The organism is Haloimpatiens lingqiaonensis (assembly GCF_901447495.1).
GTDB lineage: Bacteria > Bacillota > Clostridia > Clostridiales > Clostridiaceae > Haloimpatiens > Haloimpatiens lingqiaonensis.
Genome location: NZ_CABDWS010000007.1, coordinates 18,581 through 45,382, shown reverse-complemented (window position 1 = coordinate 45,382; position 26,802 = coordinate 18,581). Strand labels below are relative to the sequence as shown.

Here is a 26,802-nt window from a genome sequence, read left to right as displayed (position 1 = left end):
GGAGGTGGATAAAGTGTTTAGGCACTTAAGACCAGTTTGGGCTGAAATAAATTTAGATAAATTAGCTAGCAATATGAAGGAAATAAGAAGAGTTGCAAAAAGTAAGGATATAATAGCAGTAGTTAAAGCAGATGCCTATGGTCATGGAGCATTGGATGTAGCGCCGGTATTTTTGGAAAATGGAGCAAATAGACTAGCAGTAGCAGTAATAAGTGAGGCAGTGGAGTTAAGAAGGGGAGGAATAGAATGTCCCATAATGATATTAGGTTTTACTCCACCTAATTTAATTGATAATTTACTAAGATATGATATTGAGCAAACAGTTTACTCCTATGATTTTGCAGAAGAAATATCTAACATGGCAGTTAAAAACAAAAAAATAGCTAAAATACATATAGCTGTAGATACAGGCATGGGTAGGATAGGTTTTTTACCTAATGAAGATAGTGTAGAGCAGGTATATAAAATAAGTAAGTTGTCTAATATAGTAATAGAGGGTATATTTTCACACTTTTCTGCTGCAGATGAAAAAGATAAGGAATATACCTATAATCAATTAGAAAGATTTAATTGGTTTTATAACAAGTTAAAAGATAGAGGAGTAAAAATAAACATAAGGCATGTAGCTAATAGCGCAGCTATTATAGATTTACCTGAAACTCATTTTGAAGGGGTTAGACCAGGAATAATACAATATGGATACTATCCTTCAGAAGAAGTTTCTAAGGAAAATATAAATATAAAACCTGCTATGCAGCTTAAGACAAATGTGGTTCACATTAAGAAAATTCCAGCGGGAGAGTACATAGGATATGGAAGAAGGTTCAAAACTACTAGAGATAGTGTGATAGCAACTTTACCAGTGGGATATGCTGATGGTTACACAAGGCTTCTCTTTGGTAAGGGAAAAGTAATTATAAACAATGAATTTGCGCCAGTGGTGGGGAGAATATGCATGGATCAATGCATGATAGACATTACAGATATAAAGGACGTAAAAGTAGGTACAGATGTTATACTTATAGGGGAAACAGAAGAAATAAAATTTAATGCAGAAGATGCAGCAGATATGCTGGGTACTATCAGTTATGAGGTAGTTTGTATGATAAGTAAAAGAGTACCAAGAGTATACATAAAAGATGGGAAAATTGTAAAAATAAGAAACTACGTATAGGAATTATACAATTTTGAATAATATACTTGTAGAAAAATGGGGGTTTAATAGCGCAAAATCTTTGACATATTGACAAATAAGGTTATAATTAAAGAGTAGATACATATTTCGTTTTAATAAATAGGAGGTATCGATTATCGTATGTCAGGCTCAAAGAGATTTGTAGTAAACCTCTCAGAAAAACTTTTTAATGAATTTAATGAAACTTTAAAAAAAGATTCCAAAAAAAGAAGTGAATTTATAAGGGAAGCCATAGTATTATATATTGAGGAGAAAAAAAAGTTGGGCTATGAAGAGATGCAAAAAGGGTATATAGAAATGGCTCAGCTAAACCTTGAATTATGTGAATGTGGCTTTGAAAGGGATATAAAAGAGTTAGAAGAATATGAAGCTATGCTTTCGGAGAGTGATATGCCTGATGACACCGATAGTAAAACGAGGGGATATATTTTATGCTGATCTCAGCCCCGTAGTAGGTTCAGAGCAGGGCGGAGTGAGGCCAGTTATTATAATACAAAATGACGTGGGTAATAAATATAGTCCTACAGTAATAGTGGCAGCTATTACGTCGCAAATTAATAAGGCCAAGCTGCCAACTCATGTGGAAATTTCTTCAGAGGAATATGGTCTTAATAAGGACTCTGTTGTTCTATTAGAACAAATAAGAACTTTAGACAAAAGACGACTTAAGGAAAAGATTGGACACATGACAGATGATGACATGGAGAAGGTCAATGAGTCGATTTTAATAAGTATTGGGTTAAAACAGTAGAAAAATAAGGGTTATATAGCTTTTATATAACCCTTATTTTAATTTTAATAAATAATATTTAAAAAAATGCAAAAAATTTATACAAAGGCTTTTTACTTATTAAAGTAATTGATATAATATTAATATGAGTAAGTTTAGGAGGGATAAGAATGGAAGTTAATACAAAAGAACTTCAAGCTGTTGCGAAAACTGTAAGAAAAGACATAGTAACTATGATAACTCAATCAGCTTCAGGTCACCCAGGAGGATCATTATCAGAAGTTGAAATTTTAACAGCTTTATATTTTAAAGAAATGAATGTAAATCCTCAAAAACCACAGGATCCAGATAGAGATAGATTTGTTCTTTCTAAAGGACACGGTGCTCCAGGGCTTTACAGTATATTAGCTAGAAAAGGATTTTTTGATGTAAGCGAATTAAATAATTTAAGAAAATTAGGTTCAATACTTCAAGGGCATCCAAATATGAACTATGTTCCTGGAATAGATATGTCTACAGGTTCATTAGGACAGGGAATTTCAGCTGCAGTAGGAATGGCTCTAGCTGGAAAGTTAGACAAAAAAGCTTATAGAGTATATGCTTTACTTGGAGATGGAGAATTAGGTGAAGGTGAAGTATGGGAGGCGTCAATGTCTGCAGCTCACTATAAACTAGACAATTTAACAGCATTTGTAGATTTTAATGGATTACAAATAGATGGAAAATGTGAAGAAGTTATGAATCCAAATCCTATAGATGAAAAGTTTAAAGCCTTTGGATGGAATGTTATAACTATAGATGGACATGATTTCGAACAAATAATAAATGCTATTGAAGAAGCAAAAAATACTAAGGATAAGCCAACAGCTGTTATATGTAAAACAGTAAAAGGAAAAGGCGTATCATTCATGGAAAACCAAGCTGGATGGCATGGTTCAGCTCCTAGTAAGGAACAATGTGAAGAGGCTTTAAAAGAAATAGGAGGTGAAAATTAATGGCAAAGATAGCTACTAGAGAGGCTTATGGAAAAGCTCTTGCTAAATTAGGAGAAGAAAAATCAAACGTAGTAGTTCTTGATGCAGATTTATCAAAATCAACTAAAACAGCAGATTTTAAGAAAGTATTTCCAGAAAGATTTATAAATATGGGAATTGCTGAGGGAAATATGATGGTTGTTGCAGCTGGATTAGCAGCTTGCGGAAAAATACCGTTTGTAAGTACTTTTGCTATGTTTGCTGCTGGTAGAGGATTCGAACAAATAAGAAACTCTATATGTTACCCAAAATTAAATGTTAAGGTATGTGCAACTCATGCGGGTTTAACAGTTGGCGAAGATGGAGCATCTCACCAAGCTATAGAAGATATATCATTAATGAGAAGTATACCAAATATGGTTGTAATATCTCCAAGTGATGGAATTGAGGCAGAAGAGGCCATAAAAGCTGTAGCAGAATATCATGGACCTTGTTATGTTAGACTTGGTAGATCAGCGGTGCCAGTAATAAATGATAATGCGGACTATAAGTTCCAAATAGGAAAAGGTGTTACTTTAAGAGAAGGTAAAGATGCCACAATAATAGCTACTGGAATAATGGTAGATGCTGCATTAGAAGCATATAATATGCTAGCAGAAGAAGGAATAAAGGTTAATGTTATAAATATACATACAATAAAACCAATAGATGAGCAAATAATAGTTAATGCTGCAAGAGAAACAGGAGTTATAGTAACAGCTGAAGAGCACAGTGTAATAGGTGGATTAGGTTCAGCAGTTGCAGAGGTTGTAACAGAAAATTATCCTGTGCCAGTATTAAAAATTGGAGTTAAAGATACCTTCGGAGAAAGCGGAAAGCCAGCAGAGCTTTTAGAAAAGTATGGTTTAACAGCAAAAGATATAGTTAAAGCAGTTAAAAAAGGTATGAGCTTAAAATAGAAAAAGCTAGTTAATGATAAAAGGAAGGAGTAAATAGCTCCTTCCTTTTATTAAACCTTTTTATTTATGCAAAAATGAAATTTTTTATTCATTTTTGCATAAATAAAGATTTTTCAAAACCTTTATGATATAATCTGTAATGTAGGAGTGATAGTCGTATGAATAATTTTTTTGTAGACATAAAAGAATGTGTAAAAATATCTATTAAAATAATTTTAATAAGCTTTTTATTAGGTCTATTAGTAGGTTTAATAGGTTCTGCAATAAAAGGTGCATTTGATGCAGTGTACATACTAGAGTGGGGTGGAAGAGTTATAACTTATGCTGCATGCTTTGGGTTATTTATGGCAGCAGTATCATTTACTAAAAAAGACTTAATGAGACCATTAAATTATGAAAAACAATGGAAAACCTATTTTATAAGATTAAATTTAGCTCAGGTTATATTTTTTGTATCTATATTTACTTTGATTATTTCATTGGCGGTAAACTCAATTTTATTTTATTTTAAATAGAATTTGTTAAATAAAATCTGTTAAATAAATTTATATTCAAATAAAAGTTTAGTACACCAGTGATTTTAATCACTGGTAGTATAATGTTTAAAATTATGTACTAAACTTCAATTAATAAGTATCGGCAATAAGCCTAATAGGGTTTATATATTTGTACAATATTATACGGGGGGATATTATGGAAAAAGTGAAGAAGAATAACAAAGGAGTAGTAGTCAAGGAATGGGTATTAGCAACAGTTGGAGTTTTAATTTTAGCAATTGCCACAAGAGCTTTTCTGGAACCCAATCATATAGCTGGTGGAGGCGTTTTGGGTATAGCTATAGTATTACACCATTACATACCAATATCTGTAGGTCTTCTAACAGCTTTAATGAATATTATATTATTTATAATTGCTTTTATAGTAATAGGACCACAATTTGGAGCAAAAACAATTTATTCTAGTTTTGCTTTAGCGGGTTCAATTTGGATAATGGATAGATTAATCGATCCTGCTTGGGTAGTAACAGATAACTTGCTTTTAGCAACTATATTTGGAACTTTATTATCAGGAGTTGGTATGGGATTAGTATTTAATCAAAATGCTTCTACAGGTGGTACTGACATACTGGCAAAAATAATGAATAAATTTATACATATAGATTTAGGTAAAGCACTACTTATGGTAGATTTTTTAGTTACAGTAGCGGCTGGAGTTACATTTAATGCTGAAGTTGGAATGTATTCTTTGCTATCTGTAATAATAAACTGCACTACTATAGATTCAGTAATAAATGGATTGAACATGTGTAAATCAGTTATGGTTATAAGCATGGAGAGGGACAAGATTAGTAAATTTATAATAAATGAATTGGGAAGAGGTTGCACTATCTTTCATGGAAAAGGTGGATTTAGTGGACAAGATACCAATATACTGTATACGGTTTTAGATAGAAAACAATTCATTAGATTAAAAATATTTATAAAAGAAGTAGACCCAAGAGCGTTTATTACAGTTAGTGATGCTAGAGAGGTTTTAGGTGAAGGTTTCAAAGATATAATAGAAGATTAGAAAACGTTTAATTTCCACATATTTTATTTATGTGGAAATTTTTCTATTTTAATAAAAATTAACATATTAAAAACATTACAGTATACGTTACAAAAAACACTTCAATTGTGTTATAATATATAAATAAAACCTACGAGGAATAGGAGTACAGTATAATGATTAAATTTGAGAATGTAACTAAAGTTTATAACAATAATGTTTTAGCTTTATCTAATGTAAATATAGAAATTGATAATGGAGAATTTGTGTTCCTAGTTGGACCAAGTGGAGCAGGTAAATCTACCTTTATTAAAATACTCTTAAAAGAAGTTGAACCTTCTAGTGGAACAGTGATTGTTAATGATACTAATTTAACAGAAATTAAGAGAGGCGAAGTACCTTATTATAGACGTAAAATAGGTGTTGTATTCCAAGATTTTAGATTGATACCTTCATTGAATGTTTATGAGAATGTTGCCTTTGCCATGAGAGTTATAGGGGCATCCAGCAGAGAAATAAGAAAAAAGGTTCCTACAGTTTTATCTCTTGTAGGATTATCTAAAAAATATAAAGCTTTCCCTAATGAACTTTCAGGGGGAGAGCAGCAGAGGGTTTCCTTGGCTAGAGCTATAGTGAACAATCCTTCTCTTTTAATAGCAGATGAACCTACGGGAAATCTAGATCCAGAAACTACTTTGGAGATAATGGATATACTTCAAGATATAAATAGAGCAGGAACTACAATAGTAATGGCTACACATGCTAAGGATATTGTAGATAATATGAAGAAAAGAGTTATTGCCATAGAAAAAGGTACTGTAGCGAGAGATGAGCAAAGGGGTAGATATGGTTATGAGGATTAGTGCGTTTAAATATTTTATTGTGGATGCTTTAAAAAGTTTAAGAAGAAATAAAACAGTAAGTTTAGCATCCATGCTTACTGTAGCAGCTTCCTTATTTTTAATGGGAATATTTTTAATTGCTATTTTAAATGTAGGTCAAGGAGTAGAGAGCGTAGAAGATCAAGTGCAAATAAAGGTTATTTTAAAGGATAGTATAAAAGCAGATGAAAAAAGTAAAGTAGAAAATACTTTAAAAGATACACCGGGAGTTAAAGAGATAGAATTTGAAACTAAAGAAAAGGCTTTAGAAAAGTGGAAAAAACAATTAGGAGAAGAAAATGCATCATTAGCTCAAGGATTAGAAAAACAAAATCCTATGCCAAACTCATATATAGTTAAATTAAAATCACCTGAGGATGCAGCTTCTGTAGCATCAAAAATAAAGGGTATGCCTGGAATAGAACAAATTAAAGATGGAAGAAAAATAGTAAATCAAATTATAAAAATAACTAAAGCTTTAAAATGGATTGGTATAGTGCTTTTCATTATATGTCTTATAGTATCTCTATTCCTAATAGGAAATACTATCAAGCTTACTGTTTACTCTAGAAGAAGAGAAATAAATATAATGAAGTATGTAGGAGCTACAGATTGGTTCATAAGATGGCCTTTTATAATTGAAGGAGTTATAATAGGTATTTTAGGAGCATTAATAGCAATTATAGTATTGTATTATTCTTACAAGTTTATGTATATTAGAATTAATGCCGGTGGTGTAATGGCTATGTTAATGCATTTAATATCACCTGCGTATGTGTTCAATGTAATGGCTTGGAAATTTATATTAGCTGGAATTTTAATAGGTTCAATGGGTAGTATATTATCCATTAGAAAGTTTTTACAAGTATAATGAATATAACCCTGGGGAAACCCAGGGTTTTTATAATTATTATATATGTAAAAGTATACTATTTGCTTAATTCTTGCCTAGAAATTTGAAAAATTATAATATTTTTAATTTGAAATATAGAATAACTGTAGTTAAGTACAAAGGGTGCTTTATTACAATTATGTTAAAATGGTATAATAAAATAATAATAATATTAAATTATAATACTAATAATAATATATAATAGTATAATATATTATAAATGAGTAAAAATCGTAACATAATTTTACAAATATATAAAACCCAATTATCAATTTCTAAGTGTAGATTTTATACTATCTTTTGGGGATTAGGAACTAGGGAATGGATTTTTGGTGGGGTATGCGTAAATATATGTAATTAAATTTGCTCATATATAGTAATGTATTTAAAAGTGTGGAGATAAGAGGTGTAAATTATGACAAATAAGAAAAAGTGGATATCAGTTACTGCGGCATTGTTAATAGTAACTAATTTATTTACAGGATTCATATTTAGCAGAAAAAATAATGTAGTGGTTAAAGATGATACTGTAGCTACGTTCAATAAGTTGTTTTTGGTAAGAGATAGGTTGTACAAATATTACGATGGTGCAATAGACGATGAGGTTTTAGTGGAGGGTGCAATTAAAGGAATGACTGCTGCTCTTAAGGATCCCTATACAGTATTCATGAACAAAAAAGAGTTTGAAGAATTTAATAGCCAGATAGAAGGTAGCTATGTAGGCATAGGAATACAGGTGGGAGTTAAGGATAATAAGATAGTAATAATAAGTGCTTTTGATAATTCACCAGCTAAAAAGGCGGGAATTGTAAGTGGTGATATTATAGAAAAAGTTAATGGTGTATCAGTAAATGGAGAGCAGTTGGAAAAAGCAGTGTCTATGATGAAAGGTAAGGTAGGAAGAGAAATTCAGTTAACTTTGTTTAGAGAGAAAAAAGGCGAATTTAGTTTGAATTTAAAAGCAGAAAAGATAGAATTTCAAACAGTAAAGGGAGAGGTTCTTGAAGGTGGTATTGGATATATAGAAATAAGTATGTTTGATGAAAATACTTCTAAGGACTTTAATAAAAAATTAAAAGAATTAAAAAGTAAAGGAATGAAAAGTATAATACTAGATTTAAGGGGAAATCCAGGTGGTTCATTAAAAACTTGCGTGGAAGTAGCTTCTAATTTTGTACCTAAAAAATCAACCATAGTATCTACTGTTGATAAAAATAAAAAGAAGATAGAATATACTTCAGAAGGTGGAGAAGCTATAGGAATGCCTTTAGTAGTATTAACTGATGGGGGAACTGCCAGTGCATCTGAAATAGTTTCTGGGGCTGTAAAAGATTATAAATTGGGAACTTTAATAGGAGAAAAGACTTTTGGAAAAGGTGTAGTTCAAACAATGCTAGACACAAAAGATGGCACAGCACTTAAGGTGACTATAGCAAAATATTACACTCCATCTGGGAAAAATATACATAAAATAGGTATAAATCCAGATATAGAAGTTAAGTATTCAGAGGAGTTAAAGGAAGAAACCGCAAAGAGTGGATATAATAGAAGTAAGGATCCGCAATTCCAAAAGGCATTAGAGATCATAAAAGAAAAAATGCAAAGTAAGTAGTTAGACGTTTTAATACATTAATTTTAGTAAGGGGGGGTAATGTTGACATTAATACTTTATGTGCTTAGAGCTGTGGCTAAAGCCTTAGTAGAACCTATGTCCCTTTTAGTATTAATATTAATAGGTGCTATGTTTTACAAGCAGAATAAAAAAATCACATTGATGCAGAAAATAGTAGTAGGAAAAAGCATAAACTCTCCTTTAGAGCTAACCATATCACAAATAGTAATAGGAATATTTGGTGCGGTTTTAGCAAGTTTAATAATAGCTTGTTTAGGAATAACCTTTAGAGAAGACTCTTTAATAGATTTTATATTTATATTATCTATAATATTTATGTTTATAAAACCTAGATTTGTATGTTTTGCATATTCGGGAGCAGCCTTAGGATTATTGAGTTTTATATTTGAAAAAATATCTATAATTTTAAATAAGCCTTCACTGGACTTATTTAAAATAGATATAGTAGCGCTAATGTCTTTAGTGGCAGTGCTTCATTTTGTAGAGGGAATTATGATAATACTGGATGGCAAAAGAGGTGCCATTCCAGTATTTAAAAATGATAAGGGTACAATATTTGGAGGATTTTTATTAAAAAGATATTGGATTTTGCCAGTGGCGTTACTTTTTATAATGAATCCTAATTCTTTTGAGGGAATAAGCATAAATTTCCCTAATTGGTGGCCTATAGTTAAGCAAAATATACCCTTTAACACTATAAAAAATTTAATAATATCAGCTATAACATTTTACGGAATATTAGGGTATGAATCCGTTACGTTTACAAGAAGTAAAGAAGAAAAAACCGTTTCTTCAGGAATATGGGTAATATTGTACTCTATAGTTTTATTTTTATTTTCCCAGGTGAGTTCAAATAACGAATTTGCTCAATTGCTTCTTATAATATTTGCTCCACTAGGTCACGAAGCAATGATTTTAATTCAAAGGTTCATGGAGATTAAGGGTAAGGCTATATATGCTAGCGGAGAAGAAGGAATTATGGTACTGGAGGTAATACCTAACTCTTTAGCTGATGAAATGGGAATTAAAAGTGGAGATTTGCTTATGAATATTAACAATAATAAAATAAATGAGGAAAATGATATACTAGATGTACTTAGAGATGCACCAAACTATATAAAGCTTACTGCTAGAAAAATTTCCGGTGAGTTAAAAGAATTAAAATATGATAATTTAGTGAGTAAGAATGATTTGGGGGCTTTAATGGTGCCCAAAGTTGTACCAGAAGATAATGCTGTGATTAAGTTAAAGGGTAAGGAATTTAAAAAATATTTAGATGAAGCCAAGAAAAGGGAAGAGGACAATCAATAAGTTGTATGACTAAATATAAATTAGAAAAAATATTGCATAGGTTTATCCGATGACTACCTGCCGTAACACTACCACTTCTAACAAAGCGGGAGTTAACGGCAGCTACGTCCCTGGATAACGATCTCTAACCTTCAGTTGGAGTAAAAACTCCATGTGAAGGTTAGAGATCTGTTTATATTAATATAATAAAAAGTTAAAAGCATAGGGATATATATCCTTATGCTTTTAACTTTTTAGGTGGTTAGTTGTTTATTGTTAGGGTGATTTATTTAAATTTTATTTTTCATCAATACTAGAAATAACTTTGTCATATAAATCTAACTCACATTTGCAATTTTTACAATGTGAACATTTAGAACAACTTTTGCTTAAGTGAGTTCCTATAGAAGACATTACCACAGAGTCTTGAGATTTAAAAGAAGAACAATTTGAAGCTACGCACATAATTTCATAAATATTTCCCATTATACAATCCTCCCCCATACATGAAACTAGAAAGCTTTAATTAATTTTTCAATAAAATATGTAGTAAATTATCTATATAATAAATTTATGTTCCTTATTTACAATATGATTGTAGCACTTATAAATTATAAATGCAATATATTTATTTAAATATTATACATTAATTATATAAAATACGATATATGTGATATACTATTGAAACATATTGATTCTTCAGTTTTGAAAAGCTTTTGTTTATATTAGTATTTGTAAAGTTGTAGTATGATTTTTTAAATTGATGGAATAGGATATAATATATATGTAATATAGTTGACAATGGTAAAAATAAGGTCTAGAATTAAAGTATCGAACTAATGTTCAATGAGAGGTGAATGATATGGGGAGTTTTAAAATACATTCTAAATTTAAACCTACTGGGGATCAACCAGGGGCTATAAAAAGTTTGATAGATGGTATAAATAAAGGACATGATTTTCAAACTCTTTTAGGGGTAACAGGTTCAGGAAAAACTTTCACTATGGCAAATATAATCGAAAAAATACAAAAGCCTACACTGGTTTTAGCCCATAATAAAACATTAGCAGCACAGTTATGCTCAGAATTCAGAGAGTTTTTCCCAGAGAATTCTGTAGAATATTTTGTATCTTATTATGATTATTATCAGCCAGAAGCTTATGTGGCACAAACTGATACATATATTGAAAAAGATGCATCTATAAATGATGAAATAGATAAATTGAGACACTCAGCCACTTCAGCCCTTTTAGAGAGAAAAGATGTAATTGTAGTGGCATCTGTATCATGTATATATGGTCTGGGTAATCCAGAGGAATACAAAAAATTAACAGTTTCTATAAGAGAGGGAATGCTTAAGGAAAGAGATGAAATAATTAGAAAGCTTATAGATATACAATATGAAAGAAATGATATAAATTTTATAAGGGGAACTTTTAGAGTTAGGGGAGATGTTTTAGACATATTTCCAGCTTCATCTACCAATAGGGGCATAAGAATAGAGTTTTTTGGAGACGAGATAGATCGTATAAGGGAATTTGATGTCATTACCGGGGAAATAATAGGGGTAAGAAAACATGTATCCATATTTCCAGCATCCCACTTTGCCACATCCAAAGATAAGATTGATGGGGCTATTACGGTTATAGAAAGAGAATTAGAACAGAGGCTTCAGGAGTTTAAAAAAGAGGATAAATTATTAGAAGCTCAAAGACTTAAACAAAGGACTAATTTTGACATTGAAATGATAAGGGAAATGGGATATTGTACTGGTATAGAAAATTATTCAAGAATATTTGATGGAAGGGAACCGGGTACACCGCCACAAACATTGCTGGATTATTTTCCAAAGGATTTTCTGCTATTTATAGATGAAAGTCATGTAACTGTTCCTCAAATAAGAGCTATGTATGGTGGAGATAAATCTAGAAAAGAGAGTCTTGTTCAATACGGTTTTAGACTTCCATCAGCTTTTGACAACAGACCTCTTAAATTCCAAGAATTTGAGAAAAAATTAAACCAAGTAGTATTTGTAAGTGCTACACCATCAGATTATGAAAAAGAACATTCAAAAAATATAGCTGAACAAATAATAAGACCAACAGGGCTATTGGACCCAGAGATAATAATAGAAAAAACACAGGGACAAATAGATAATTTATATTCAAGAATAAAGGATACTATAGATAAAGGCTTTAGGGTTTTGGTAACTACTTTAACTAAGAAAATGGCAGAAAATTTGACAGATTATTTTAGGGAAATAGGTATAAAAGTCAATTATATGCACTCAGATGTAGATACTATGGAAAGAATGAAACTAATAAGGGATTTAAGAAAAGGAGAATTTCATGTATTGGTTGGAATAAATCTTTTAAGAGAAGGGCTTGATATACCTGAAGTAGCATTAGTAGCTATACTGGATGCAGACAAAGAGGGATTTTTAAGGTCTGAAACCTCTTTAATACAGACAATAGGAAGGGCAGCAAGAAATTCAGAAAGCAAGGTTATTATGTACGCAGATAATATAACTGGATCCATGGAAAGGGCTATAAGTGAAACAAATAGAAGAAGAGAAATACAAAAGGAGTACAATAGAATTCATGGCATAACGCCTAAAACGGTTATAAAGGATATAAGAGAAGTTATAGAGGCTACGGCCATAGCAGAGGATATTGAAGAAAAATATGAGGTTTTACCTGAAAATACAATACTTACAAAAGATGAATTTGCTAAATTGATTAAGAAATATGAAAAAGAAATGAAAGAAGCAGCTAAAAACTTAGAGTTTGAAAGAGCTGCAGATTTAAGGGATAAAATAACAAAATTAAAGGAGAAAATGGAGAGGAAAAATGAAGGATAAGATATTTATAAAAGGAGCAAAGGTTCATAATTTAAAAAATGTAAGTTTGGAAATACCAAGAGACAAGTTCGTTGTATTTACAGGGCTTTCAGGTTCTGGCAAATCTTCCTTGGCATTTGATACTTTATATGCAGAGGGGCAAAGAAGGTATGTGGAATCATTGTCTGCTTATGCAAGACAATTTTTAGGTCAAATGGATAAGCCAGATGTAGAATACATTGAAGGGTTATCACCAGCTATTTCTATAGATCAAAAGACCACCAGTAGAAATCCTAGATCTACTGTAGGTACTGTTACAGAAATATATGATTATTTAAGACTGCTTTATGCAAGAATAGGTCGCCCACATTGCCCTAAATGTGGAAAAGAAATAAAGCAGCAAACAGTAGATCAAATGGTAGACAAAATTATGAGTTTACCAGACAGGACAAAATTACAGGTATTAGCTCCAGTGGTTAGAGGAAGAAAGGGAGAACACCTTAAGACTTTAGATAAAATAAAAAAAGATGGATATGTTAGGGTAAGGATAGATGGAGAAATATTTGATATAGTTGAGGATGAAATTAAGTTAGAAAAAAATAAAAAACATAATATAGAAATAGTAATTGACAGAATAATAGTGAAAGAGGGCATGGAAGGAAGAATAGCAGATTCATTAGAAACTGCATTACAATCTACAGATGGAATTGTTATTGTAGATGTAATAGGGGAACAGGAGATTTTATTTAGTGAAAAATTTGCTTGTGCAGAATGTGGTATAAGTATAGAAGAATTAGAGCCAAGGTCTTTTTCTTTTAACTCACCTTTTGGGAAGTGTGATCATTGTGATGGACTTGGAACGCTTTTAGAGATAGATGAGGATTTGATAATACCCGATAGGAGTAAGAGCATTTTGGAGGGAGCTATTATTTCTTTGGGCGAGGGAAGCTTAAAGGAAGAATCCTGGACTTACTGCATATTAAAGGCGTTAAGTGAAAAATATGAATTTTCTTTAGAAACTCCTATAGAAAAATTGGATCCTAAAGTTTTAAATATAATTTTATATGGTATGAATGGGGAAAAATTAAGAGTACATTATGTAAAAGAAGATAGAGAAGGAGTTTATAATCATACTTTCGAGGGGCTTATAAATAATTTGAAAAGAAGGTACTTAGAAACTTCTTCCGACTATATAAAAAGGGAAATTGAACAGTACATGAGTAATAATCCCTGTCCAAAGTGTCATGGAACTAGGTTAAGGGAAGAAGTTTTAGGAGTTACAGTAGGTGGCAAAAATATATTTGAATTTTGTAATATGGCTATTAAAGACGAAATAAAATTTTTAGATGAGCTGGTATTAAGTGATAAAGAAGGGGCTATTGCGGAACAAATACTAAAAGAAATAAAAAGCAGACTTAAATTCCTAATTGATGTGGGATTAGATTATCTTAACTTAACTAGAACTGCGGGAACTTTATCTGGTGGAGAAGCCCAAAGAATAAGGTTGGCAACACAAATCGGTTCTAGCTTAGTTGGAGTTTTATATATACTAGATGAACCAAGTATAGGACTGCATCAAAGAGATAATGATAAGCTTATAGATACATTAAAACATCTTAGAGATTTAGGAAATACCCTAGTGGTGGTAGAACATGATGAGGACACCATGAAGGCTGCTGATTATATAGTGGATGTAGGACCTAGGGCAGGTGAGTACGGCGGAGAAATAGTTGCTTGTGGAGATATAAATGCCATAATGAATTGTGAAGAATCTATAACAGGACAATATTTAACAGGAAAAAAGAAAATACAATTACCTTTAAAGAGAAGAGAATTATTAGAAAAAAGCATTAAAATAATAGGAGCTAGTGAGAATAATTTAAAAAATATAGATGTAGAAGTACCAATGGGATTATTTACTTGTGTTACTGGAGTTTCAGGCTCTGGTAAAAGTACTTTGGTTAACGAAATATTGTACAAGGGAGTAAATAAAATATTAAATAATTCTAAAGCTAACCCAGGTAAGCATAAACTTATAGAGGGAGTAGAAAATATAGATAAAATAATAAATATAGATCAGAGTCCTATAGGAAGAACCCCAAGGTCCAACCCTGCTACTTATACAGGGGTATTTGATATTATTAGAGAAGTATATTCTGCTACTCCTGAATCTAAGATGAGAGGATATAAACCAGGTAGATTTAGTTTTAATGTAAAGGGCGGTAGATGTGAAGCGTGTAAGGGTGACGGCATAATAAAAATAGAGATGCAATTTTTATCCGATGTTTATGTACCTTGTGAAGTTTGCAAAGGAAAAAGATATAACAGAGAAACCTTAGAAGTAAAATATAAGGGTAAAAATATAGATGAAGTTCTGAATATGACTGTGAAAGAGGCAAGGGAGTTTTTTGAGAATATACCTAGAATAAAAAATAAACTAGATACTCTTGAGGATGTAGGTTTAGGATATATAAGATTAGGTCAGCCATCTACTCAGTTGTCAGGAGGAGAAGCTCAAAGAATAAAGCTAGCATATGAACTTTCAAAGAGAAGCACAGGAAGAACTTTATACATATTGGATGAGCCTACTACAGGGCTTCATATGGATGATGTAAATAAATTAATAAAAATTTTACAAAGGTTAGTGGAGGCAGGTAATACTGTAGTTGTTATAGAACACAACTTAGATGTTATAAAGTGTGCTGACCACATAATAGATTTAGGGCCAGAAGGCGGGGAAAAGGGTGGCACTATAGTTACCTTTGGTACTCCTGAACAAGTGGCTAATAAGAAAAGCTCTTATACAGGACAATACTTAAAAAAGATGTTATAATTTACAATAGACTAGTATAGCCTAGTCTATTGTATTTTGTAAAAAGAAGGTGAGTTTCATGGATCTAAGTAAATTTAGTTTTATATCTAAAATATTTACTATAGCCATAATAGCTATAATATACGTAATAATCTTTTTTATTCTAAAAATAATGTACAAGGATATAAAAGATACAGGGCGCAGGAAAAAAGGAAGAAGAAAGAAATATGGATTAGAGGTTATAGAGATAAAGGGAAATGAAGTTTTGAAAGAGGGTAGTGTGATTCCTATGGGAGATTGGATAACCATTGGAAGAAAAGAGGACAACACCTTGGTTTTAGCAGATGAATATGTTTCAGGATATCATGCAAAAATATTTTTAAAGAATAATAGTTGTGTAATAGAAGATTTAAATAGTACTAATGGTACTTTTGTAAATGATGAAGCCATAGAAGAAAAAACCTATTTGAGTGCAGGAGATATAGTAAAAATAGGCAACTCTATGTTCAAAATTATAGGATAATATAGGGGGCATTCTCCATGAATTATTTAGCCGATGAAAAAAAGCTTTTAAGATATACTTATTTACTATGTTGTATAATTTTTTTAGATTTGTTTTTAATAAAAAAAACCTTTGATAAGGGTGCAATAATAATGGCAGTACTTATAATTATACTTATAGGCTACTCACATTTTATTATAAGAAGATTTTTTCCTGATGGAGATAAATTTATACTTATTATAAGCAGCATATTATCTATTATAGGCATAGGGGTTTTATATAGATTAGACAATACAGTGGCTATAAAACAGTTAATATGGTTTTCTATGGGAGTAGCAGGTTTTATATTTATAGTAGTGCTTTTACCTGACTTAGAAAGATTTAAAAATTTAAGATATTTATATCTAGTTGTCACTGTAGTAGTCATGTCTTTAGGAACTTTGTTTGCACCAGAACAATTTGGTTCAAAAAACTGGATTACTGTATTTGGTGTTAAATTTCAGCCATCGGAATTCGGGAAATTATTTTTAGTTGCATACTTAGCTTCTGCATTAAAAGAATACGAAAGCTTCAAAAATCTTATAGAACCAGCCATAGTGGTTATGATTTCACTAGGATTTATGGTTCTTCAGAAGGATTTAGGATCTGCACTAATATTTTTTGGAATTTCAGTTACTATGCTTTATATAGCTACTTCTAAATTTAAGTATGTAGCTACCTGCATAGGATTATTCATAATAGGTGGATTTATAAGTTATAAGCTTTTTGGCCACGTAAGACTTAGAATAATGATATGGAAAGATCCTTTAAAATATGCATCTAATGAATCCATGCAGATAGTACAATCTTTAATAGCTATAGCCAGTGGAGGATTATTTGGATCAGGATTGGGATTAGGATATCCTAATTTTGTGCCAATAAATCAAACGGACTTTATATTTGCTGCCATATGTGAAGAACTTGGTTTACTCACAGGCATAGCAATTATCATATTGTATTTTATATTGTTTTATAGATGTAGCAGGGCTGCTTTAAGAGCTAATAATAATTTTTCCAGGTTACTAGCAGTAGGGTACAGTGCAACCATAGCTTCTCAGGTTCTAGTAATAATAGGTGGTGTTATGAGCATCATACCTCTTACTGGAATAACACTACCCCTTGTTAGCTATGGGGGAAGTTCAATGATAATAACATTTTTCTCCTTGGGTATATTACAAAAGATTTCTGAAGAGGGAGTGTAAAAATGAAGGATATTTCACAAAATATTAAAAAGGTAATGATAATTTTTCTATTGCTTTTTTTAGGTTTAGTGGTTTATATAACATATTTTGAAATATTTTTAGGACCTAAATTGGTAACTAGAGCAGATAATAGAAGATTGTGGGCTAAGAGAAATGCTATATTAAGGGGAACTATATATGATAAAAATATGAAATCCCTTGCAGAAAGCTCTAAAAATGGAGATAAGCAAACTAGAAAATATTTATATAATGATTTATTTGTTCATGCCTTAGGATATGAAGATGAAAAGTACGGATTAACAGGTATGGAAAAAAGATATGATAAAGAATTAATGGCATTAGATAGTATAGATATATACAGTGTATTTAATTTTAAAAGCAAAGAAGCAGAAAAAAAAGGATATAATTTAATAACTTCTTTAGATTATAATATCCAAAAGAAGGCATATGACTTATTAGGTGACAACAAGGGTGCAGTAGTGGCATTGAATCCTAAGACTGGAGAAATATTAGCCATGGTTTCTAAACCAGGCTTTAACCCCAATGGATTATCGGAGGTGAATTGGAAAAAAATAAGTACAGATGGAAACTTTCCCCTTATAAATAGGGCTGTTTCAGGAATGTATCCTCCAGGCTCAGTGTTTAAAACACTTACATCTGTAAGCGCGTTGGAAAATATAGATGGAATAATGAACAAGAGGATTCAAGATAAGGGTAAAATAATGTTTAATAGCAAAGAAAAGTTATCAAACTATAATGGAGAAGTACTTGGAAATATAGATTTTCAACAGGCTTTTGTGCACTCAAGTAATGTGTATTTTGGAACATTAGGTATGGAACTTGGCAATGATAAACTCAGGGAAACAGCAGAAAAATTCTTTTTTAATAAAAATATACCTTCTATAGGAGTTACTATAGATAATAGTAAATTTCCAAAATATAAAAACTACGAAAAGGGAAATATAGCTCAAAGTGCTATAGGTCAAAGTGGTGTGTTAGCTACGCCTATGCAAATGGCGCTTGTAGCTTCAACTATAGCCAATGACGGGGTAATGATGAAGCCTAAAATAGTGAACAAAATAACTAATTCTAATAATAAAACCATCAAGAATATTTCCGCAGAGAGTATTGGACAAATTACCAGCAAAGAAAATGCTGATACAATAGAAGAATTTATGAGAAAAACAGTACAACAAGGTACTGCAAGGGCAGCTAAAAATTCAAAGGTAGCTATATGTGGAAAAACAGGAACAGCAGATCATAAGGATGATGGTTCAGAGAATTCTACACCTCATTCTTGGTTCATAGGATTTGCTCCATACCAAAACCCCCAAATTGCCATAGCTGTAATTGTGGAAAATGGAGGAACTGGAGGAGGAATTGCCACTAGAGTAGCTACAGGGGTAATAAATGAAGCTGTGAATAAGTAATTTTATTAAGTTATAGGAGGATAGTACATGACTGGAAAAACTCATGCTGGCATAGGAATAGTAACTTATATAGGTTTATGTGATAAGTTACCTGGCAAGTTTAGTTATATAGGCATAGTAGTAGTGGGAATAGCTTCACTATTGCCGGATGCAGATCATCCTAAGGGTATACTAAATAAGTATATCCTGCCTTTTAAAAACAAGGCTACAAAGGTTGCTGTTTATGTAGGTATGGGTTTAATTACTCTCTTATTAGATCATTTTTGCTTTAATAAGCCTATAGTCAAGGTATTAGGATTTATACTGATAATGATAGGTTTTTCTTCACATAGAGAGGGAATAACCCACAGTATAGTAGGTATGGTGTTATTTACCTTAATAGCTTCTTATTTAGGAAAAATGTATGGAATACATCAAATTACATATTATTTTTTAATAGGATATGGTATGCATTTGATATGTGATATGTTTACAAAAAGAGGAGTTCCCATTTTTTATCCCTTTAAAAATAAGAAATATAAAACTCCGGTAAATTTTTCTACTGGTTCAAAGGTAGGAATAATAGTAGAGGAAATAATAATGATGGTGGGACTTATGTATGTAATATATAGGCTTCCTTTTATACTATTCTAGAAAGTTGCATATTATTTTTATGAGCTATTTAAAATAAAATTTACTGTTGCTTTGGAGGAAGTTATGTTTGATTTTAAATACCATTTGAAGATGCTTCCAGAAAAACCTGGAGTATATATAATGAAAAATTCTGTAGGTACAGTTATATATGTGGGAAAAGCAAAAATTTTAAAAAATAGAGTGAGACAATATTTTCAGAGTTCTAAAAATCATCCTGAAAAGGTTAAACAAATGGTGAAACACATAAGCGAATTTGAGTATATTATTACTGACTCTGAAATGGAAGCGTTGATATTAGAATGTAATTTAATAAAAAAATATAAACCTAAATATAACATATTGTTAAAGGATGACAAGGGATATCCCTTTATAAAGGTAACTTTAAATGAGGATTTTCCAAGGGTAATTATAGCTAGAAATAAAGTTAAAGATGGGGCAAAGTATTTTGGACCTTATCCTGAGTATTCCGTGGTAAAAGAGATAACTTTATTAATAAAAAAAATATTTCCCCTTAGAACTTGTAAAAAAATAATAAAAAGTGAGGACGTAGAATTTAAATCTAATATAAGGCCTTGTTTGAATTATCATATAGGTATTTGTAAAGCACCCTGTGCAGCATATATTTCTAAAGATCAATATGGAAAAATAGTTGACGATGTAATAGAATTATTACTGGGAAAAGATAAAACTTTAAAGAATCAATTGCAAAATGAAATGATGAAAGCTGCTGAAAATTTAGAGTTTGAAAAGGCAGCTTCCTTAAGGGATAAATTAGAAGCAGTAAACAAGGTTTCTGAAAAACAAAAGATAATATTTGGAAATTTTGAAAATGAAGATTACATAAATCTTTACATGGATGAAAAGGATACTTGTGTTCAGGTTTTCTTTTTAAGAAATGGTAAGATTATAGGAAGGGAACACTTTATATTTGAGGAAACCTCAGGAAGCAGCCAAGGAAATATAATAAGCACCTTTATAAAAGAATTTTATGGTGGAACAGCCTTTATACCTAAAAATATTTTAGTACCGGACATAGAGGAAAGAGAGCTTTTGGAAGAATGGCTTTCATTAAAAAAACAAGGAAAGGTAGAAATAAAAACCCCATCCAAAGGTAAAAGATACCAATTAATGCAAATGGTTATGAAAAATGCTAAAATAACACTAGAAGGCTTTAAGCTGAAATACATAATGGATAAAGAGATGAATAATAAAACCTTAGAGGAACTTACAGAAATTCTCCATTTAGAAAGAACCCCAGAAAGAATAGAGGCCTATGATATATCAAATATTCAGGGGGTGGATTCCGTAGGAAGTATGGTGGTTTTTGAAAATGGAAAGCCTAAATCTAGTGATTATAGAAGATTTAAAATAAAAGAAGTAGTAGGACCTAATGACTATGACAGTATGAGAGAAATTCTTTCAAGAAGGTTTTCTCATGGATTTAAAGAAATAGAACACATAAAAGAAAAAAATTTAGAGTATAGTGTAGGAAAATTTTGTGTTTTTCCAGATTTAATACTAATGGATGGCGGCATAGGACAGGTAAATGTAGCCTATGAAGTTTTGAGGGAATTTAATTTGAAAATTCCTGTATGTGGAATGGTTAAAGATGATAAACATCGTACAAGAGGTTTAATATTCAGGGAAGAGGAGATAATTTTAAAAAGAGATTCTAGTGTTATGAAACTCATAACTAGAATACAGGATGAAGTTCATAGATTTGCCATTACTTATCATAGAAGTTTAAGAGAAAAAAGAGTATTACATTCTGTGCTAGAAGACATACCGCTAGTAGGGTCAACTAGGAGAAAGGAACTTTTAAAGAAGTTTGGAAGCGTAGAAAACATTAAGAAAGCATCCTATGAAGAGCTTATTAGCACACCATCTATAAATTCTCAGGTAGCAGATAGCATACTGGAATACTTTAAAAAAAGCAAAGGAAGTGTATAATATGAAGTATATATCAGATCTTCATACCCATACAATTGTAAGTGGTCATGCATATAGTACATTATTAGAAAATATAAATGAAGCTAGTAAAAAAGGGTTGAAAATACTTGGTTCTGCAGAACATGGTCCTAAAATGCCAGGAGGCCCTCATATATTTTATTTTGCAAATTTAAAGGTAATACCTAGGGAAATGCAAGGGGTAAAAATATTAAGAGGCTGCGAAGCCAATATAATTGATTTTGAAGGAAATTTAGATATACCTGAGAGAATATTGAAGAATTTAGACTTTGTAATAGCCAGCTTACACGATGTGTGTATAGAACCAGGTAGTATAGAGGAAAATACTAATGCGGTGATAAAAGTTATGGATAATCCCTATGTAGATATAATTGGGCACCCAGGTAACCCGTCCTTTCCTATTTATGAAGAGGAAATAGTAAAAAAAGCTAAGGAGAAAAATATATTATTAGAAATAAATAATAGCTCCTTTGTAAGTTCAAGGATAGGAAGTAAGGATACTTGTTCAAAAATAGCTGCACTTTGTAAAAAGTATGGTACAAGAATAATAATAAATAGTGATGCACATTTTGCCACAGCCATAGGTGATTTTAAAGAAGCAGAGTTAATATTGGAATCAGTGGGAATGCCAGAGGAATTGATTATAAATAGAAAGCAAAAGGATTTGTTAGATTATTTAAAGCAAAAGGGAAAAGCTATTGACATAGTTATTGATTAACGCATATTATATAAATTATACTATATGTATCAATATAAAATGCTAAAAGGAGATATAATATGAATGAATACAAAGATTTTAGCTTTTTAATAAAATCTATATTAGAACCAGAAGATATATTATTAGATGAGCCTATGAAAAATCATACATCCTTCAAAGTAGGAGGACCTTGTGATATATTAGTAACACCAAAAAAATGTGATGAAATTATTAATATAATAAAGCTTTGTAAAGAGCATGAATTACCTTATTATATAATTGGAAATGGATCTAATCTTCTTGTTAAAGATGGTGGAATAAGGGGAGTAGTAATTAAAACTTCTAAATTAAACAACATTGAGATTACAGGAGAGCGTGTAGTTGCAGAAAGTGGAGCAGTTCTATGTAGTGTTAGTAATAAGGCAGCAAAGGCTGGGCTTACAGGACTAGAATTCAGCAGTGGAATTCCAGGAAGTATTGGCGGAGCTGTAGCAATGAATGCTGGAGCCTATGATGGAGAAATATCCAAAGTGATAGAAAGTGCAGTAGTTTTAAATAAAGATGGAGAAATATTAGAGTTTTCTAAGGAAGAATTAGAGCTAGGCTATAGAAAAAGTGGTATACTTAAATATGGATATATAGTTTTAAAAGTTACTTTTAGATTACATATGGGTGATAAAGAAAAGATAATGAATAGAATTTCTGAATTAGCTTCTAAAAGAAAGGAAAAGCAACCTTTAGAATACCCCTCTGCAGGAAGTACATTTAAAAGACCTGAGGGATATTTTGCTGGTAGATTAATTGAAGAAAGTAATTTGAAAGGTGTATCCGTAGGTGGGGCACAGGTATCAGAAAAGCATGCAGGCTTTGTGATAAATAAAGGAGAAGCTACTGCTAAGGATATATTAGATCTTATTCAGGTGGTTCAGAAAACAGTGAAAGAAAACTTTGGTGTAGAGCTTCAACCAGAGGTTAGAATAATTGGAGAAGAATAATAAGTTCAATATAAAATTAATGGATATTTACATAAGTGTAAATAACCATTAATTTTATATTGAAAAGTTTGATAATTCAAAATTTTATTAAAATAAATGGGGGGTTTGTTATGAAATACGAAATAAGAGAAGAAATACTGAGCTTAAATATGTATAAGGCTGGTAAACCTATAAGTGAGGTGAAAAGGGAACTTGGTTTAGAAGAAGTTATAAAACTAGCTTCTAATGAAAATCCATTAGGATGTTCGCCAAAGGCTAAAGAAGCAATAATAAAGACCTTAGAAGAACCACAAATGTATCCTGATGCATCTAACTATGAATTAAAACATGCTATAGCAGCAAAATTAAATGTTAAACCAGAAGAAGTATTTCTAGGTACAGGTTCAGATTCATTAATAAGAATTATATGCAACACCCTATTAAACCCAGGGGATGAATGCATAATGGGACAAGTTACTTTTCCACGTTATGAAGCAGGGGCTAAATTAATGGGTGCTAAAGCTATATCGATACCTATGAAGAATAATGCTTTAGATATAGAAAAAATGGTGGGAGCCATAACGGATAAGACAAAAATAATATGGTTCTGCAATCCAAACAATCCAACAGGAACTATATTTACTAAGGAAGAGTTTGAAAAAATTCTAGATAAAATACCAGAGCATGTTATTATAATAATGGATGAGGCATATATAGAATATGTTACAGACAAAGATTTCCCAGATGCCTTAAATTACTTTAATAAATATCCAAATATGATAGTATTGAGAACTTTTTCAAAGGCATATGGACTAGCTTCATTAAGATGTGGATATGGAATAGCTCATGAAGAATTGGTAGGATATTTTAATAGGGTAATAGGACCATTTGATGTAAACTTATTTGCTCAAAGGGCAGCTACAGCAGCTGTTAAGGATCAAGAATTCCTAAACAAAGTTTATGAAGAAAATAAAGCTGGAAAAGAATATCTTTACGGGGAATTTGAAAAACTAGGACTTCCATACGAGAAAACTAATGCTAACTTTATAATGGTTGACACTAAGACTGATGATAAGGAAGTATTTGATAAATTATTAAAGCAAGGCTTAATAATTAGACCAGGATACTTATTAGGTATGCCAGGTTGGATGAGAGTTACTATAGGAACTATGGAACAGAATAAAAAATTCATAGAAGCTTTAAAAAACAGTTTACAATAGTAAAAGAAACCACTAGAATGCATCAATATTCTAGTGGTACTTTTTTATTTTGGTTTGCCATGTGTGTGAACAGGGAAAGTAATACAGTAGTTACAGTAGTATATTTTGTGTTATAATAATAAAATAAAACTGTAATAGTAATAAAGATAGGAAGGTGCTCTTATATGAAATTTGTAATAGTTACAGGATTGTCTGGAGCAGGAAAAACACAAGCTATAAGATGCTTGGAGGATTTGGGATATTTTTGTGTAGATAATCTACCAACTACTTTAATACCTAAGTTTGCAGAGGCGTGTTTTCAAACAGAAGGTAAGATAGATAAAATAGCATTAGTAATAGATATCAGAGGTGGAAAATTCTTTGATGATTTATTTAGCAGTTTAAGTTATTTTAAAGCTGAAGGATATCATTATGAAATTTTATTTTTAGAAGCTAGTGATGAGGTTTTAATAAAAAGATATAAGGAATCAAGAAGAAAACATCCTTTAGCACCTGAAGGAAGAATTTTAACCGGTATAGCCTCTGAAAGAGAAAGATTAAAAGAAGTAAGAGAAAAGGCTAATCATATTATAGATACAACTAAGCTTTCTACTAGAGAGTTGAGACAAAAGATAACAAATATATATGGAGATAAAGATCAAATAGAAAATAAATTAATGATAAATGTTTTATCTTTTGGATTTAAATATGGAATACCTTTAGATTCAGACTTAGTATTTGATGTAAGGTTTTTACCTAATCCATACTATATACCAGAGCTAAAGCAATATTCTGGTAATGATAGCTCTGTAAGGGATTATGTTATGGATTTTAAGGAAACTACAGATTTTATAGATAAGCTTGAGGATATGCTTAACTTTTTAATACCAAATTATATTAAGGAGGGAAAAAGACAGTTGATCATATCTATTGGATGTACTGGTGGAAGACATAGGTCTGTAACCATAGCCAACGCTATATACCAAAAATTAAGAGATAAGGGTCATAATGTAGCTATAGACCACAGAGATATAAATGAGGATGTTAACAAGGGTGGGACGAAAATATGAAGATGACTCAATGGCTCAAACCCGGAATAAAGGTTAAAAGATGGATACTTTTTGGAATAATGGGTATTCTTTTAATAGTATTTGGAATAATAGAGTTTTTAAATAAGATGTACTATAATGTATACTATATAACATTTTTTATATTTTTAATAGTATGTGGTATATTTACTCTTTATATTTCTATAAATCAAGGAATGAAGTCAGTTATAGCCTTGATAAATCAAGGATATTTAAAGCTATCCTTTGACTCAAAAAAATTAGGAAATTTGATATATGAAAAAAGATTGTTAGTAAAAGGTCCTAAAATAGTAGTAATAGGTGGAGGAACAGGTTTGTCTACAATGCTAAGGGGGCTTAAATACTATACATCAAATATTACAGCTATAGTTACAGTAGGTGATGATGGAGGCGGATCTGGTGCCTTAAGAGAAGATCTTGGCATATTACCTCCTGGAGATATAAGAAACTGTATTTTAGCTTTAGCAGACACAGAACCTCTAATGGAGGATCTTTTGCAATATAGATTTCTTGAGGGAAGGCTCAAGGGACAGAGTTTTGGAAATTTATTTTTAGCAGCTATGGATGGAATATCTGATAACTTTGAAGATGCTATTCAAAAGATGAGCTCTGTTTTAGCAGTAACAGGTAAAGTGTTGCCAGTGACTTTGGATGATATGATTTTAAAAGCTAAATTGGAAAATGGAACTGTGGTAGAGGGTGAATCTAATATCCCTAGGGAAGCGTTAAAGCAGAATAGTAAAATAGATAGAATTTTTATAGAACCGGAGAATGCTAAAGCTCTTAGGGAAGCGGTACAATCTATAAAGGAAGCAGATGCCATAATACTAGGGCCAGGAAGTCTTTATACAAGTATAATGCCTAATCTTCTTGTAAAAGATATATCTAATGCAATAAAAAAGACAAAGGCATTAAAAATTTATGTGTGTAATATAATGACTCAGCCTGGAGAAACGGACGAATTTTCTGTATCTGACCACATTAAGGCTGTGCATAAACACGTGGGAGAGGGTATGGTTAATTACACTGTGGTAAATAATGGTGAAATTACTGATGAACTTATAGGTAAATATAAGCTTAAAACATCACATATTGTAAGTTGTGATGATGAGGAATTGAAAAATATGAATATTAACGTAGTTAAAGGTGATTTTATAAAAGTAAGAAAAGGTCTCATAAGGCATGATGCAGAGAAGTTATCCTCAATATTGATAGAAACAATTATGGATAAACAATTATTCTATGATAGGAAGAAGATACTTGAATACTTCTACTTATCTGAAAGATTAAAGGAAAATAGAAGGGAAAGAAGTTAAG

General features: G+C 31.2%; 24 protein-coding genes. 23 read left to right on the top strand and 1 reads right to left on the bottom strand.

The genetic code is table 11. The features are described 5' to 3' along the window. The first annotated feature begins 13 nt into the window (after positions 1 to 13). The 11 genes from alr (at position 14) to FGK85_RS02600 (ending at position 10,123) form a co-directional block, all read left to right on the top strand. Positions 14 to 1,174, top strand: a complete 1,161-nt coding sequence (gene alr, locus FGK85_RS02650) for an alanine racemase (RefSeq protein ID WP_138203510.1) — start codon at positions 14 to 16, stop codon at positions 1,172 to 1,174. A 141-nt stretch (positions 1,175 to 1,315) separates the two neighbouring features. Continuing rightward, positions 1,316 to 1,633, top strand: a complete 318-nt coding sequence (locus FGK85_RS02645) for a CopG family ribbon-helix-helix protein (RefSeq protein WP_138203508.1) — start codon at positions 1,316 to 1,318, stop codon at positions 1,631 to 1,633. Beyond that, positions 1,593 to 1,946: a type II toxin-antitoxin system PemK/MazF family toxin gene (locus tag FGK85_RS02640; RefSeq protein ID WP_138203506.1), complete on the top strand. Its 354-nt coding sequence runs from the start codon at positions 1,593 to 1,595 to the stop codon at positions 1,944 to 1,946. The genes FGK85_RS02645 and FGK85_RS02640 overlap by 41 nt, the downstream gene beginning before the upstream one ends. A gap of 149 nt (positions 1,947 to 2,095) precedes the next feature. After that, entirely contained in the window at positions 2,096 to 2,920 is an 825-nt protein-coding gene (locus tag FGK85_RS02635; protein ID WP_138203504.1) for a transketolase, read from the top strand. Beyond that, positions 2,920 to 3,858: a transketolase family protein gene (locus tag FGK85_RS02630; RefSeq protein WP_138203503.1), complete on the top strand. Its 939-nt coding sequence runs from the start codon at positions 2,920 to 2,922 to the stop codon at positions 3,856 to 3,858. The genes FGK85_RS02635 and FGK85_RS02630 overlap by 1 nt, the downstream gene beginning before the upstream one ends. Positions 3,859 to 4,016: 158 nt before the next feature. Continuing rightward, positions 4,017 to 4,373: a hypothetical protein gene (locus FGK85_RS02625; protein WP_138203501.1), complete on the top strand. Its 357-nt coding sequence runs from the start codon at positions 4,017 to 4,019 to the stop codon at positions 4,371 to 4,373. A 178-nt stretch (positions 4,374 to 4,551) separates the two neighbouring features. Then, positions 4,552 to 5,427, top strand: coding sequence for a YitT family protein (locus tag FGK85_RS02620; protein WP_138203499.1), 876 nt, complete (start codon positions 4,552 to 4,554; stop codon positions 5,425 to 5,427). A 155-nt stretch (positions 5,428 to 5,582) separates the two neighbouring features. Further along, a complete protein-coding gene (ftsE, locus tag FGK85_RS02615) occupies positions 5,583 to 6,269 on the top strand; it encodes a cell division ATP-binding protein FtsE (protein ID WP_138203497.1) in 687 nt (228 codons plus the stop codon). Beyond that, complete coding sequence (ftsX, locus tag FGK85_RS02610) at positions 6,259 to 7,158, top strand: permease-like cell division protein FtsX (protein WP_138203495.1); 900 nt, start codon at positions 6,259 to 6,261, stop codon at positions 7,156 to 7,158. Before ftsE ends, ftsX begins: the two co-directional genes overlap by 11 nt. Before the next feature lie 436 nt (positions 7,159 to 7,594). After that, positions 7,595 to 8,791, top strand: a complete 1,197-nt coding sequence (locus tag FGK85_RS02605; RefSeq protein WP_138203493.1) for a S41 family peptidase — start codon at positions 7,595 to 7,597, stop codon at positions 8,789 to 8,791. 39 nt (positions 8,792 to 8,830) lie between these two features. Beyond that, positions 8,831 to 10,123 (top strand): PDZ domain-containing protein, encoded by a 1,293-nt coding sequence (locus FGK85_RS02600; RefSeq protein WP_138203491.1) that lies wholly within the window; start codon positions 8,831 to 8,833, stop codon positions 10,121 to 10,123. A gap of 276 nt (positions 10,124 to 10,399) precedes the next feature. Here the strand turns inward: FGK85_RS02600 and FGK85_RS02595 are convergent, their stop codons facing one another. Next, positions 10,400 to 10,588: a hypothetical protein gene (locus tag FGK85_RS02595; protein WP_138203490.1), complete on the bottom strand. Its 189-nt coding sequence runs from the start codon at positions 10,586 to 10,588 to the stop codon at positions 10,400 to 10,402. A gap of 376 nt (positions 10,589 to 10,964) precedes the next feature. On the opposite strand from FGK85_RS02595, the gene uvrB reads away from it, so the two are divergent. From uvrB to FGK85_RS02535, 12 genes are all read left to right on the top strand, one after another. Next, positions 10,965 to 12,962 carry an excinuclease ABC subunit UvrB gene (gene uvrB / locus FGK85_RS02590; protein ID WP_171011304.1) on the top strand — a complete coding sequence of 666 codons (1,998 nt, stop codon included), beginning with the start codon at positions 10,965 to 10,967 and terminating at the stop codon, positions 12,960 to 12,962. Then, on the top strand, positions 12,952 to 15,774 hold the full coding sequence (gene uvrA / locus FGK85_RS02585; RefSeq protein ID WP_138203486.1) for an excinuclease ABC subunit UvrA: 2,823 nt from the start codon (positions 12,952 to 12,954) through the stop codon (positions 15,772 to 15,774). Before uvrB ends, uvrA begins: the two co-directional genes overlap by 11 nt. A 58-nt stretch (positions 15,775 to 15,832) precedes the next feature. Further along, the gene (locus FGK85_RS02580; RefSeq protein ID WP_138203484.1) at positions 15,833 to 16,276 is read left to right on the top strand and encodes an FHA domain-containing protein; all 444 of its coding nucleotides are present in this window, start codon (positions 15,833 to 15,835) and stop codon (positions 16,274 to 16,276) included. 17 nt (positions 16,277 to 16,293) lie between these two features. Beyond that, positions 16,294 to 17,496 (top strand): FtsW/RodA/SpoVE family cell cycle protein, encoded by a 1,203-nt coding sequence (locus FGK85_RS02575; RefSeq protein ID WP_138203482.1) that lies wholly within the window; start codon positions 16,294 to 16,296, stop codon positions 17,494 to 17,496. A gap of 2 nt (positions 17,497 to 17,498) precedes the next feature. After that, entirely contained in the window at positions 17,499 to 18,926 is a 1,428-nt protein-coding gene (locus tag FGK85_RS02570; RefSeq protein WP_138203480.1) for a peptidoglycan D,D-transpeptidase FtsI family protein, read from the top strand. Between the two features lie 27 nt (positions 18,927 to 18,953). Continuing rightward, positions 18,954 to 19,559, top strand: coding sequence for a metal-dependent hydrolase (locus FGK85_RS02565; RefSeq protein WP_138203478.1), 606 nt, complete (start codon positions 18,954 to 18,956; stop codon positions 19,557 to 19,559). A 63-nt stretch (positions 19,560 to 19,622) separates the two neighbouring features. Next, entirely contained in the window at positions 19,623 to 21,509 is a 1,887-nt protein-coding gene (gene uvrC / locus FGK85_RS02560; protein ID WP_138203476.1) for an excinuclease ABC subunit UvrC, read from the top strand. Position 21,510: 1 nt separating this feature from the next. Next, complete coding sequence (locus FGK85_RS02555) at positions 21,511 to 22,245, top strand: phosphatase (protein WP_138203474.1); 735 nt, start codon at positions 21,511 to 21,513, stop codon at positions 22,243 to 22,245. Between the two features lie 59 nt (positions 22,246 to 22,304). Beyond that, positions 22,305 to 23,219 carry a UDP-N-acetylmuramate dehydrogenase gene (murB, locus tag FGK85_RS02550; RefSeq protein ID WP_138203472.1) on the top strand — a complete coding sequence of 305 codons (915 nt, stop codon included), beginning with the start codon at positions 22,305 to 22,307 and terminating at the stop codon, positions 23,217 to 23,219. Positions 23,220 to 23,329: 110 nt separating this feature from the next. Beyond that, positions 23,330 to 24,418 carry a histidinol-phosphate transaminase gene (gene hisC / locus FGK85_RS02545; protein ID WP_138203470.1) on the top strand — a complete coding sequence of 363 codons (1,089 nt, stop codon included), beginning with the start codon at positions 23,330 to 23,332 and terminating at the stop codon, positions 24,416 to 24,418. 164 nt (positions 24,419 to 24,582) lie between these two features. After that, positions 24,583 to 25,467, top strand: a complete 885-nt coding sequence (gene rapZ, locus FGK85_RS02540; protein ID WP_138203468.1) for an RNase adapter RapZ — start codon at positions 24,583 to 24,585, stop codon at positions 25,465 to 25,467. Beyond that, positions 25,464 to 26,801: a gluconeogenesis factor YvcK family protein gene (locus tag FGK85_RS02535; RefSeq protein WP_138203466.1), complete on the top strand. Its 1,338-nt coding sequence runs from the start codon at positions 25,464 to 25,466 to the stop codon at positions 26,799 to 26,801. The genes rapZ and FGK85_RS02535 overlap by 4 nt, the downstream gene beginning before the upstream one ends. The last annotated feature ends 1 nt before the right edge of the window (position 26,802 follow it).